The organism is Peribacillus sp. YIM B13477 (genome assembly GCF_042787955.1).
Taxonomy (GTDB): Bacteria; Bacillota; Bacilli; order Bacillales; family DSM-1321; genus Peribacillus; species Peribacillus frigoritolerans.
This window is the reverse complement of sequence record NZ_JBHZPD010000001.1, coordinates 508225-520211: the sequence shown is the minus strand read 5'-3', so window position 1 is coordinate 520211 and position 11987 is coordinate 508225. Positions and strand designations below refer to the sequence as shown.

Annotated in this window: 15 protein-coding genes; 1 reads left to right on the top strand and 14 read right to left on the bottom strand. The window is 41.8% G+C overall.

The window, feature by feature from the left end; all coding sequences use genetic code 11:
• Positions 1–85 precede the first annotated feature (85 nt).
• The 7 genes from ACFX4H_RS02610 to ACFX4H_RS02580 are packed head-to-tail and all read right to left on the bottom strand — an operon-like array spanning position 86 to position 5725.
• Positions 86–1066: a biotin--[acetyl-CoA-carboxylase] ligase gene (locus ACFX4H_RS02610; RefSeq protein WP_191929653.1), complete on the bottom strand. Its 981-nt coding sequence runs from the start codon at positions 1064–1066 to the stop codon at positions 86–88.
• The gene (locus ACFX4H_RS02605) at positions 1051–2235 is read right to left on the bottom strand and encodes a CCA tRNA nucleotidyltransferase (RefSeq protein WP_377433765.1); all 1185 of its coding nucleotides are present in this window, start codon (positions 2233–2235) and stop codon (positions 1051–1053) included. The genes ACFX4H_RS02610 and ACFX4H_RS02605 overlap by 16 nt, the downstream gene beginning before the upstream one ends.
• A 13-nt stretch (positions 2236–2248) precedes the next feature.
• Complete coding sequence (bshA, locus tag ACFX4H_RS02600; protein ID WP_377433763.1) at positions 2249–3388, bottom strand: N-acetyl-alpha-D-glucosaminyl L-malate synthase BshA; 1140 nt, start codon at positions 3386–3388, stop codon at positions 2249–2251.
• Positions 3389–3395: 7 nt separating this feature from the next.
• The gene (gene bshB1 / locus ACFX4H_RS02595; RefSeq protein WP_034307949.1) at positions 3396–4106 is read right to left on the bottom strand and encodes a bacillithiol biosynthesis deacetylase BshB1; all 711 of its coding nucleotides are present in this window, start codon (positions 4104–4106) and stop codon (positions 3396–3398) included.
• Positions 4090–4515, bottom strand: coding sequence for a methylglyoxal synthase (locus ACFX4H_RS02590; protein WP_048681639.1), 426 nt, complete (start codon positions 4513–4515; stop codon positions 4090–4092). Before ACFX4H_RS02590 ends, bshB1 begins: the two co-directional genes overlap by 17 nt.
• A gap of 18 nt (positions 4516–4533) precedes the next feature.
• On the bottom strand, positions 4534–5334 hold the full coding sequence (gene dapB, locus ACFX4H_RS02585; RefSeq protein ID WP_241634430.1) for a 4-hydroxy-tetrahydrodipicolinate reductase: 801 nt from the start codon (positions 5332–5334) through the stop codon (positions 4534–4536).
• Positions 5327–5725 carry a nucleotide pyrophosphohydrolase gene (locus ACFX4H_RS02580; RefSeq protein WP_230134863.1) on the bottom strand — a complete coding sequence of 133 codons (399 nt, stop codon included), beginning with the start codon at positions 5723–5725 and terminating at the stop codon, positions 5327–5329. The genes dapB and ACFX4H_RS02580 overlap by 8 nt, the downstream gene beginning before the upstream one ends.
• Before the next feature lie 128 nt (positions 5726–5853).
• Between ACFX4H_RS02580 and ACFX4H_RS02575 the strand changes: the two genes are divergently transcribed.
• Positions 5854–6726, top strand: coding sequence for a YitT family protein (locus ACFX4H_RS02575; RefSeq protein ID WP_034307964.1), 873 nt, complete (start codon positions 5854–5856; stop codon positions 6724–6726).
• 136 nt (positions 6727–6862) lie between these two features.
• Here ACFX4H_RS02575 and ACFX4H_RS02570 read toward each other — a convergent pair whose 3' ends face one another.
• The 7 genes from ACFX4H_RS02570 to ACFX4H_RS02540 all read right to left on the bottom strand — a co-directional run bounded on the left by ACFX4H_RS02570 (position 6863) and on the right by ACFX4H_RS02540 (position 11931).
• Complete coding sequence (locus ACFX4H_RS02570; protein ID WP_249597608.1) at positions 6863–7537, bottom strand: zinc metallopeptidase; 675 nt, start codon at positions 7535–7537, stop codon at positions 6863–6865.
• Between the two features lie 85 nt (positions 7538–7622).
• Complete coding sequence (gene ypjB / locus ACFX4H_RS02565; protein WP_034307968.1) at positions 7623–8408, bottom strand: sporulation protein YpjB; 786 nt, start codon at positions 8406–8408, stop codon at positions 7623–7625.
• 119 nt (positions 8409–8527) lie between these two features.
• Positions 8528–9124 (bottom strand): lipoprotein heptaprenylglyceryl N-acetyltransferase LhaT, encoded by a 597-nt coding sequence (gene lhaT / locus ACFX4H_RS02560; protein ID WP_034307970.1) that lies wholly within the window; start codon positions 9122–9124, stop codon positions 8528–8530.
• 176 nt (positions 9125–9300) lie between these two features.
• A complete protein-coding gene (locus ACFX4H_RS02555; protein WP_063590698.1) occupies positions 9301–10068 on the bottom strand; it encodes a menaquinol-cytochrome c reductase cytochrome b/c subunit in 768 nt (255 codons plus the stop codon).
• Positions 10069–10124: 56 nt separating this feature from the next.
• Positions 10125–10799, bottom strand: a complete 675-nt coding sequence (gene qcrB / locus ACFX4H_RS02550; protein WP_034307974.1) for a menaquinol-cytochrome c reductase cytochrome b subunit — start codon at positions 10797–10799, stop codon at positions 10125–10127.
• 3 nt (positions 10800–10802) lie between these two features.
• Positions 10803–11309 (bottom strand): Rieske (2Fe-2S) protein, encoded by a 507-nt coding sequence (locus tag ACFX4H_RS02545; RefSeq protein ID WP_034307977.1) that lies wholly within the window; start codon positions 11307–11309, stop codon positions 10803–10805.
• Positions 11310–11469: 160 nt separating this feature from the next.
• Positions 11470–11931, bottom strand: a complete 462-nt coding sequence (locus ACFX4H_RS02540) for a YpiF family protein (RefSeq protein ID WP_063590697.1) — start codon at positions 11929–11931, stop codon at positions 11470–11472.
• Between the last annotated feature and the right edge of the window lie 56 nt (positions 11932–11987).

Below are 11987 nucleotides of genomic sequence, written 5' to 3'. Positions count from 1 at the left end.
GCAGTTCACATGAGATACTGCCCACTTGCATTATATCAAGCAAAATTGAAATTTTCTATTTAATTTTCACGAATTTGACAAAAATCTACTGAATTTCAATATCAGCAGAATATATCGAATGTACGGTACCTTTTCCGTCTTCGAGAAGTAAAACGCCTGAATCCGTTATGCCCAATGCTTTTCCGACAATCGTGTCATTAACGGTACTGGCTTTGATTACCTGTCCAAGACTGATCGCATAACTCTCCCATAAATCCTTTATAGGCATGAACCCTTGATCTAAATAGAGTTCGTACAGATTTTCAAGACGAAATAATGCTCGTTGAATGACCTTGGACCTTGAAATCGTCCCTCCACTTTCAATGAGTAGGGAGGACGCTTTTTCCTGCAGTTCTTCAGGAAAGTCCTCCAATTGCTGATTGATATTCATTCCAATTCCGATAATGACAGAATGGATTCTATCTGACTCCGCCTGCATCTCCGTCAGGATGCCCACCACTTTCTTGCGATTCACCAAAATATCATTCGGCCACTTTATCTGCGGCTTCAAATCAGTGGTATCCTCTATAGCCTGAGCTACAGCGACCGCGGCCAATAATGTAAGTTGTGGCGCCTCATGAATCGGAATTTTCGGTCTTAGGATCAGACTCATCCATATCCCGCTGAATTTTGGGGAATGCCAAGATCTCATTAGCCTACCTTTGCCGGATAACTGCTCCTCGGCAACGACGAGGGTTCCCTCCTGAACGCCTTCATTTGCTAGTTGATGCGCAATTTTTTGAGTGGATTCAACAGTTTCCTGATAATGGATCATCTTGCCGATCGTTTTTGTTTCCAAGCCAAGTTGTATTTCGCTCTCGGACACTTTTTCCGGCGCCGATATGATCCGGTAGCCTTTTTTCCTAACAGCTTCGACATTATACCCTTCACTGCGCAGGTCTTCTATATGCTTCCAGACCGCTGTGCGCGAACAGCCAATGTATTCAGCAATTTCCTGACCGGATATAAACGCACCATCCGCTTTTGAGAGGGCTTCCATCAGCTTTGTTCTTAACTCAGATTGCATTTCACCAGCCACCTCTTAATTTCTTCTTTATCATTTCTTAATTCTTCATTCAAGACAGCCTTCAATATTTTTTCCAAGTATTCCTTGACCCATGGACCTGGCTTTTCTTGATGCCAAATCAATAAATCCGTCCCCGTGACGGCAAGATCCGACATTTGTTTTATAATAAGTTCATTGTAGCGTTGGTGTGCATTCTCTTCAGCATCCGATACATTCCCGGCATTCAGTGCGGCTCTGACTTTAGCAGCTTGTACCGTTATGCCATGACCTGCCTGAAATACATCGATGGCTGATGGTTCCTTACTCTTCAGCAGCTTTATCGTACGTTGAACGTTTCTTATAGTTTTCAATGGCAGCTTCCATGCCCTCAAAGCCTCTTCGATTTCTTGATCCTTTGTGTGAATCATGATGATAGACCATATTTCTGCTGCATTCAGTTGATGAAGCGGCAGGTTCAGTAAGTCCATCAGATGATCTTTTTTACTTGAGAATAGAGGCAGGTATTGATATAATCCGCTTTCCAGCAAGAGTGAGAGAGCCTTTATCTTATTGGATCCGGCCGCTAGTTTCTCAAATTCAACCAGGATTCTTTCGACAGCGATTTCACTGATGTTCTGAGCATTCTCTTTAAGGGAATCAAAGGTTTCTTGATCCAATTCAAAATCAAGTTGACTGACGAACCTTAAAGCACGCATCATTCTCAATGCATCTTCATGAAACCTTTCATGCGGGTTACCAACTGTGATAATCCTTTTTTGTGCCAAATCGCGCTTACCATTAAATGGATCGATGATCTTTCCGGTCTTATCCATTGCTATTGCATTCATGGTAAAATCTCTTCTTTGCAAATCTTCGGTCAAAGAACGGACAAACTTTACGGCATCGGGCCTGCGAAAGTCCGAATACCCGCTTTCCGTTCTAAACGTCGTAATTTCGTATGTACCCGTATCCGTAATGACAAGCACTGTACCGTGGTCGATTCCGATATCAGCCGTATTAGGAAAAATCCTTTTGATTTCCTGGGGTGTTGCGGAAGTAGCGATGTCCACATCGTTTATTGGCCTGCCAAGGATATCATCCCTTACAGAGCCGCCAACGAAATAAGCCTCATATCCTGCTTCTTCAATCAATTCCAGAATGGGTACTGATTTCAAGAATAATCGATCCATCAGCGTCTCCTCCCTATTCCATGGATTTACCTTCAAGTGCTTGAATGTAGATGGCTTCATACTCTGACATAATCGTATCACTATGGAAATCAGTATTGGCCCTTTCCAGCGCAGCTTCAGAAAAGCGTTTATGCAAACTCGGGTCGCTTAAAAGTCCAACCGCTTTTTCAGCAACCATTTTGACATCTCCCAATTCACAAATATAACCGGTCTCCCCATCAACGATGACTTCAGGTATTCCCCCGATATTCGTCCCGATACAAGGAACTCCACATGCCATCGCCTCGAGCAGCACAAGTCCGAAACTCTCTTTTTCCGATAACAGGAATATCAAATCACTGATTGAATATAATTCCGCAAGGTTATCCTGCTTACCAAGAAACAAGACCGCATCATCGATTCCAAGATCTTTAGCCAATTTCAATACGGTTGTCACTTCCGGCCCGTCTCCTACGAGCAGTAGCTTTGCAGGCATTTTCTTTTGAGTTAAATAAAACGCCTGGATGACATCTTTCACTCGCTTGACCGAACGGAAATTTGAAACATGTATGATCACTTTTTCATCTTCCCTGATTCCGTATTCATCCTTAAGGTAATCTGAATCGGATTTATGGTACTCTCTTTCATCAATGAAATTATAAACGGTTTTGATTTCCTTATCCGGCGCGATTAATTCGTGCGTTTGCTGAACAAGGGAATTAGATACTCCTGTAACGACATCTGATTGCTCTATGCCGAATTTAATCAAATTGGTCAATGAGGGATCCTGGCCCAAAACGGTGATATCCGTACCATGCAGTGTCGTTACGATCTTTACTTTATTACCTGACATCTGCTTTGCAAGGATCGCACAAACAGCATGTGGAATTGCATAGTGAACGTGAAGGATATCTAATTTCTCCCGTTTTACGACATCCGCCATCTTGCTCGCAAGCGCCAAGTCATATGGCGGATATTGAAAGACTGAATATGAGTTCACTTCAACCTGGTGATAAAAAATATTACAGTACATCTTATTTAAGCGAAAAGGGATGCTTGAAGAAATGAAATGTATTTCATGTCCTTTTTCTGCAAGCATCTTACCTAATTCAGTTGCTACGACACCAGAACCCCCAACTGTCGGGTAACAGGTAATTCCAATTTTTAATTTCATAAGATTATTATTCTCCTAACAAGTCGGCATCGATCAGTAACGGTTTTTTTGTCATGAATCCCTCCGCAAAGGCGACACCCACTTCTTTGCCAAACATCCGCTCCCGTGCCTCTACAGTCTCGATATAGCCATTAACTAACGGTGTTTCTACAGATACCTGACTTTTTTCGAATTGGCTCCCATATGCCCTAAGGCTATCCAGCTTTTTCGATATTGTAGACGTGATATCCACGACGAAGTCCGGTTTGTGAAACCCATTGATCATATAATAGTGCATATTTTGGATACGATGGGAATCCAGACCTTCTTCTTCCATATACTTTCTTACTCCTGCCGAAAAAACTGCTTCCTCGACTAATTTGGCACAGTTACCATGATCGGGATGGCGATCTTCCAAAAATGGTGCAAATACAAGTGCAGGTTTATATTGGCGAATGACCGTGATGATTTGGTTTATGTATTCCGCCTTCATGTATAGTCCCCTGTCGGGTAGATCAAGGGAAATCCTCTTCACCCCAAGGATTTCAGCAGCCTTATCGGCTTCCTCTTGCCGCAGTGGAACGGTTCCATTGGACGACATTTCAGCTTTTGTCAAATCACAAATGACAATTTTCCTGCCTTGTTGCACATATTTAGCGATTGTGCCACCCATACCGATTTCAACATCATCAGCATGTGCCCCGAAAGCCAGGATATCTATATTACTTTTGTTTATCATTTATCTCACCTTGTTTTTGCCGTAGTTTTAGCCAGTCCATATACCCATGTTTCAAACCTTGTATGAGCACTTCTGCAGTGCCCATATTTGTTGCCAAGGGAATTTCATATACATCTGATAGGCGGATAAGCGCAGATACATCAGGTTCATGCGGCTGTGAAGTTAAAGGATCGCGGAAAAATAGGACCATGTCCATTTCCCCGCGTGCAATCATTGCACCTATTTCCTGATCTCCGCCAAGAGGTCCTGAATGAAAACGATGGACAGGCAGTGATACTTCTTCCATGATTCGTTTCCCAGTCGTACCTGTTGCAAATAATTCATGCTGCTCAAATACATCTTTATAGGCTGTAACAAATTGAATGATATCTTCTTTTTTCATATCATGGGCAATTAAGGCAATTTTCATCGTAAATCCTCCTGATCCCTATTCAATAATATTTTCCAAGCCGTATACAAGAACATCCAATTTCATGACGGTATCGACAGCAAGTTTGACTCCTGACATGAAGGAAGCTCGATTAAAGGAATCATGCCTAACCGTCAATAGCTCTCCATCACTTCCGAAAAGCACCTGTTGATGGGCAACGAGTCCCGGTAGACGGACACTGTGGATATGCATGCCATCTACATTTGCACCTCTTGCCCCCTGGATGGTTTCTTTTTCATTAGGGTGCCCCTGTTGTTTTGTTTCACGTACCGCTGCAATCATGTCTGCCGTTTTGGAAGCAGTTCCAGAAGGTGCATCCAGTTTTTGATCATGGTGCATTTCTATGATTTCCACATCCGGGAAATACTTTGCGGCCATTTGGGAAAACTTCATCATCAAAATGGCGCCAATTGCAAAGTTTGGCGCGATGATGCAACCAATGCCTTTTTCTTTTGTCAATGAATCCAGCTTTGCTAAATCTTCTTTTGTAAAACCAGTCGTTCCCACTACAGGGCGGATGCCATGATTAAGTGCCGTTTCGGTATGGAACATGCCCACTTCCGGTGTGGTCAAATCGATCAATACGTCTGCCTCTACAGAAGAAAAGCATTCATTTATATCAGAAAAAACCGGTGCTTCAATCCCGTGAAAACCTTCTATTGCGGAAAGGCTTTCCCCGTTATGCTTGCGATCTATGACAGCCGCCAATTCAAACCCTTCTGTACTATGTACAAGCTTCACCGCTTCATTTCCCATTCTGCCTCGTGGACCTGCTACAATCACTTTCACTTTACTCATCTTTACCTTCCTCCTCCATTTCCTCTTCTTTTCTTGTCCATCTATCTTTATCGCGGGTTGTGAATTTTTCCATGACCAAATCATGCGAGTTTTGAAGATCAATCCCTAAAGAATTGGCAAAACAAATCAACACAAAAAGCATGTCCCCCAATTCCGCTTCAATGGTATTCTCTTCCTCTGTCGCCTTCTTTGGTTTTTCACCATGGTAATGATTGACTTCCCTAGCCAATTCCCCAAGTTCTTCAGACATGCGGGCGAGCATGGCCAGAGGGCTGAAATATCCTTCTTTAAATTGTCCTATGTATCGGTCGACTTCCGCTTGCATTTGTTGGATCGTCTTTTGCTTTTCCATATGAGTCACCCATTCTTGATTTTCGTTTTCAAACATCATACCTTCTCCATGTTAGCTAAAAGTGAAACAGATGACAACAGATACGTTTGGAATCAAAATTGCCCATAGTTGGTTAATTAGTTATAATAAGTAAATTAATGCTATGCAAACCTTTGGAGGTATGGGACATGCTTTTGGGCTTAAAATTGAAAAACATCATATTTATCCTTTTTGGGGCTGGAATATTCGCTTTTGGCCTTGTGCATTTTAACATGCAGAACAACTTGGCCGAGGGCGGATTCACCGGCCTCACCTTGATTATATATCAACTTATCGGGATAAATCCTTCTTATTCTAATTTGATTTTGAATATTCCCTTATTTTTAATCGGGTGGAAATATTTAGGGCGCACATCTTTCTTTTATACGATTATCGGAACGGTTGGCCTCTCCGTTTGGCTATGGGTTTTCGAGAGATACGAATTCGAAATCAATCTCGGTAATGATTTGATGCTTGTGGCATTGTTTGCCGGGGTCTCGGTTGGTGTCGGGCTGGGCATCATTTTTCGTTACGGCGGTACAACAGGCGGAGTGGATATCATTGCCCGTTTTGCCCATCGTTACTTAGGGATGGGCATGGGTCGGACCATGTTCATCTTTGATGCCGTCGTCATTGGCCTGTCCATCCTTACCTACCTGGATTACCGGCAAGCGATGTATACCCTCGTTGCCGTTTTTATAGGTGCCCGAGTAATCGACTTTATGCAAGAAGGAGCCTATGCTGCTAGAGGTGCAATGATCATTAGTGACAAAAACAAGGAAATTGCCGAAAAAATCATGAATGATATGGAGCGGGGCGTAACTGTATTAAGGGGCTATGGGTCCTTTACACGCAATGACCGGGAAGTCCTCTATTGTGTTGTTGGGAAAAATGAGTTAGTCCGCTTAAAAAATGCCATAACTTCTGTGGACCCTCATGCATTTGTATCAGTCAGTGAAGTTCATGACGTATTGGGTGAGGGCTTTACCCTTGATGAGAACAAGAATCCCATTGAAAGGTGATCCATTGACTGTACATACCGATTGAATGCAACCCTTATGAATGTTGCCCTGTCCAACTGAATTTTATTAGCAATGTGCAGCAAATACTCTTAAAAATGAAAAAAGGACCCCATCCCAAGATGGTGTCCTTTTCTCATTAATCTTCTTCCCTCATTCCTGTATACATAAGCAGAAGACGAACTAATTCCAGTACGGCTACAAGAGCGGCAGCAACATAAGTCATCGCAGCGGCATTTAATACTTTTTTCGTTTCCCGTTCTTCATCGTTCCGGATGACCCCGGCGGAAACGAGTTGATCCATCGCCCTAGAAGAGGCATTGAATTCAACCGGCAGGGTAATCACTTGGAACAATACAGCGGCTGCCATAAATACGATACCCGCCAATAGCAACCCAGAAATTGAAGCTAACATCCCGATTAAAATCAAAATCCAAGATATGTTAGAGCCAAAATTAGCTACCGGTACTAATGCATGACGGAAACGCAAGAATGCATAGGCTTCTTTATCTTGAATCGCATGTCCAACTTCATGGGCTGCTACCGCTACACCGGCAACTGAATGGCCGTGATAGTTATCCGATGATAAACGCACCGTTTTATCCCTTGGGTCATAATGGTCCGAAAGCATTCCAGGTGTCTCTTCGACCCTGACATTGAACAGTCCATTTTGATCTAAAATGGCCCGCGCCGTCTCAGCACCGCTCATACCGGAAGAGGCCGATACCTTTGAATATTTTTTATATGTGCTTTTCACTTTCATTTGTGCATAAATCGGGATTAAAATGATAATCGCCAAATAAATGAAATACATGGTATCCTCCTATAACTATTATTACTCTTAATTCTATGGATTGAAGGCAACCGTGTCAAATATAGTGTTCTCTTCCCCTGTCTTTTTAATCATTATGTTCTTTCCTTGGTTTTTCCCTATCACCTTTATATTTTCTCCAGCCTACATAAGAAAGCGTCATTATTATGATTGAGCCTGTCGATATGATGACCCACCAAAGGGAAGGATCTGCATCATCTTCACCCATATCATCAAAAATGGAAGTTAGTTCGTTTTGCAACGCATCCAGTTCCTTCTGACTTTCTCCATCACTGATTACCTCCGGACGGTATTGGTTGATGTATTGAATCCTCGTGTCCAGTTGCTGCATCGTTTCTTTAGAAAGGTCGACTTTCAAGCTTGGATATATCATTTCATATTGTGATAGGAATAAGTTCAATTGGCTATTGAAGGTAATTGTGTCTTGATTAATCGCGGCATTCTTTGTCTGCTGGAAAGAATTCATCATTTGGTCCTCCATCTCTGTCCAAAGAGGCTGATGGGTGGACTTGACCGCATCAACAACAAGCCGGAACTTTGTAACAGAATTAACCTTTTCGGAATCTCCCTTGTTCATATCCTTTATTGTCATCAACGCCTCATTATGAGCTACAGTGATAATTCGAAGTTCGTCCATGTCAAGGATCTGCTCTTTCGCTGTCTCTTTTAAAAACCGGTCAGAAAAAAACGTCAGCATCTTTTCCGAATCTCCATATCGCTTCAACTTGGTCATTTCCAAGGCTCTATCGGAAATGTTATCTAATTGCTCCAAACTTGAAGAGGATTCTGCATAGACAGGGAAATGTAAGACGACAAATAAAACAGCAATGGTTAATATGAATTTTTTCAACATGCTACTCGTCCCTCCTCATATCTCTACTAAAACGATATGAAAGAAAAAACATGAGTAGACCTCGTTCAACATAAAAAAGTTAACCCTGCTTTTACAAAGCTGTATTTAGAGTTAACTTTTTAATGGATGATGGATAGGGTGGTCCGCTTTTTTCTATATCCAAAGTACCAGCCGACAAAAATGGATAGTATACTGAGCCAAAAAGTGAAATAACCTATCGATTTCATATATACCAATAAATCACGATAAATTGGCATCATTTCAAAAACATAATCGATTATGTCATTATGTATGGTCCAAATCGCAGCCACTATCAAATGCCAAGGTTTTATTCGATAAAATGGTGCATATAATACCCCTTGTATCGCCATCCCCAAATGAGAAGCCATTAACATATAACCTTCCCATGGCAATGAACCGGTTGTCACGAAGGTCATCAAATTCATTGCAACCGCCCATATTCCATATTTGAATAGTGTTATGATCGCCAACGCTTCCATAAGTCCGAAATTCCTTCTTAACAGGAACCCCAATAAAACAAATACAAAGAACAGGCTAGCTGTCGGGCTGTCCGGTACAAATGCCAAAAAAATCGCCGGAGTGTTTTCCAATTGACTACCGTACCAATAATATCCATAGGCAGTACCGAATATATTTATTAATAATAACAAAGCGAGCATTTGCCGGTTTGCAAGCAAACTGTAAATAACATTCATTCTTTTACCCTCACTTACATTCTCAAGTATATTCATTTTACAGGCCATCAACCAGAAAACCAAGTATTCATTTCAATTTCTTCTCATATACGCTTCAATTTACCAATAAAAAAGCCGACAACCGTAGTCGTCAGCTTCATTTACAGCCTATGAAAAAATTGATGTTGATGGCTATATTACTTTGTCGATAAACCAGATACAAATTCAGCTAATGTTTTCAGTTCTTCATCTGTACCTTTGAACATGCCAGCTGGCATGGCACCCTGGCCTTTGACTGCGATTTTAGAGATTTCTTCTGGACTTAAGCCTGTGTCAATTAAGCTTGGCGCTCCTGCTCCACCAGTTAACTCTGCTCCGTGACAGCTAATACAGCCACTGGAATCCATCAGTTTATACCCATCGCTCTCTTTATCAATGTCTGCACCTTCCACGATGGCTCCTTGCTTCTTGGAAGCTTCCCAATCGTGATGGGCTGCGGACTCCCATGTTAGATAGAAAACGCCGGCCATTGCCAATAGCATGAAGCCTACAGCAAAAGGACGTTTTGCCGGGCTCCGCTCTGGACCGCGATCTAAAAAAGGTGCCAAGAGCAGCGCTCCGAAAGCCAAACCAGGTATTACCAGTGCCCCGATTGCATTATAAGGACCTGAAGCATAGGTATACTTAAGTAATTGGTAAAGGAATAGGAAATACCAGTCTGGCAGCGGAATGTACGCTGTATCTGTAGGATCTGCTATCCTTTCCAATGGTGACGGATGTGCGATTGTCAGGCAAAGGTAGCCTACAAGAAATACAGCTCCTACCATCCATTCTTTTAAAAGGAAATTAGGCCAAAATGCTTCAGTTTTCCCAGGATATTCTGAATAATCTTTCGGAATATTCGGTTTACGGTCCGCGGAGATACGCGAGTCACCTACGAATTTCATACCTTTCCCACGATGCATTGAACAATTCCCCTCCTTTATGAAAAGGTTTTTTTGGTTTTTGGTTCACCATTCTTTTATAGCGGACCTGAAATACCTTGTTTTCGGATCATCAGGAAATGAGCCGCTAGTAAAGCAAATAATGCTGCTGGCAGGAAGAATACATGAATTGCAAAGAATCGTGTCAATGTCTGTGCTCCAACGATGGTTGGATCTCCTGCTATCAATGTCTTGAGTGCCGGTCCCATCAACGGTACCGATTCGACAATTGTCAACGTAACTTTCGTTGCGAATAGCGCTTTCATATCCCATGGCAATAAATAACCAGTCAAGCCTAAAGCCAGCATGATGAAGAAAATCAATACGCCGACCATCCAGTTCAATTCACGCGGTTTTTTGTAAGCTCCCTGGAAGAAGACACGAAGAGTATGTAAAAACATCATAACGATAACTAGACTTGCTCCCCAGTGATGCATACCACGGACAATTTGACCGAAGGCAACTTCATTTTGCAAATAATAAACAGATTCCCAAGCGTTTTTAATGTCCGGGACATAGTACATCGTCAAGAACATGCCTGACAAGATTTGGATGACCGTAATAAAGAAAGTTAACCCACCAAAACAATATACGAATGCAGAAAAATGATGTGCGGGGTTAACATGTTCAGGAACCTCATGGTCAGCAATATCCCGCCATAACGGCGTAATATCTAAACGCTCGTCCACCCAGTCATATAACTTTGTTAGCAATGTTTACGCCTCCCCGTGCGGTTTTAGTTGACCCAAATAAAGTATTCCATCTTTTTCTTTCGTGTCAAAGACATCCAATGGTGAAACTGGCGGTGTCCCTTTCACATTCATCCCATCTTTCGTATACCTGCCGTAATGGCAAGGACAGAAAAATTGATTCGGATTAGTCTTATCCGTATTCCACCCTACCGTACAGCCTAAATGTTTACAGATTGGAGATAAAGCAACGATCTTACCATCATCCGTTTTGTAAACCCAAGCTGTATTTGTTTCTTCAGACTCATACCACCCATCGACCTGTTTAAAACTAAAGTCGACACGGGTTGGTTCGGTAGTGAGTTCACCAACCTTTTGCTTAGTTGCAACGTAATCCCCGCCTTTATCAGCTGATAATACAGGATCAATTGCAAACCTAACCATAGGCATCAACATACCGGCCGCCATAAATCCACCAACGCCAGTAAGTGTGTAATTAAGGAATTGACGTCGTGAAACATTATGCTTGCTCATGCGTTTTCCCCCCCTCTATTACTATACTGAGAGCCCAAAGGACCAATAAATAGCGACACTATAAAACTAGGACATTTCCATGATATCTCAATAATTTACCAAGGTCAATATTTGTAAAACCCAAAAGGTGGCAACTATGTGTCAAATAATGCGAAAAATCCTACTTTTTTTCATTTTTCCAATTATAAGAGAAAATATCAAGGATTTGGAGAACTTGCTGGTTAATCATTTCCCTTGCTTGTTCAATTTCAAGCCCCTCCAAGGGAATGGCAGGAATCCATACTAAATTATTTTCTAATTCCCGCTCTTCTTTTTTCCACCCGAAATCCGATGTAAGAAAGAAAACATGCTCGAAATCATTTTCTTTCACTTCATTGGCCCAACGCTTTAACCGTTCAACCTTATCCATTTCATCACTTAAATAATGAAATGTCGGCAATAAAAGAATTCTACCTTTCATCTGCTTTTCAATTTCCAAGCTTAAAATGGTAAGAAATTCATTCATTGAGCCCGTTTGCTTCATTTGCCCTTTAAAAGATAGGGGAACCAAAGGAATCAAAACGGTATCCACATACTCTTTTGATTGCATATACATGTCAAGATCTTTTGCTGTCCACTTCATGTTTTTTCTTCACTCCCGATTTTTGAATCAACTCCTTATCATTTTACCATTATTTT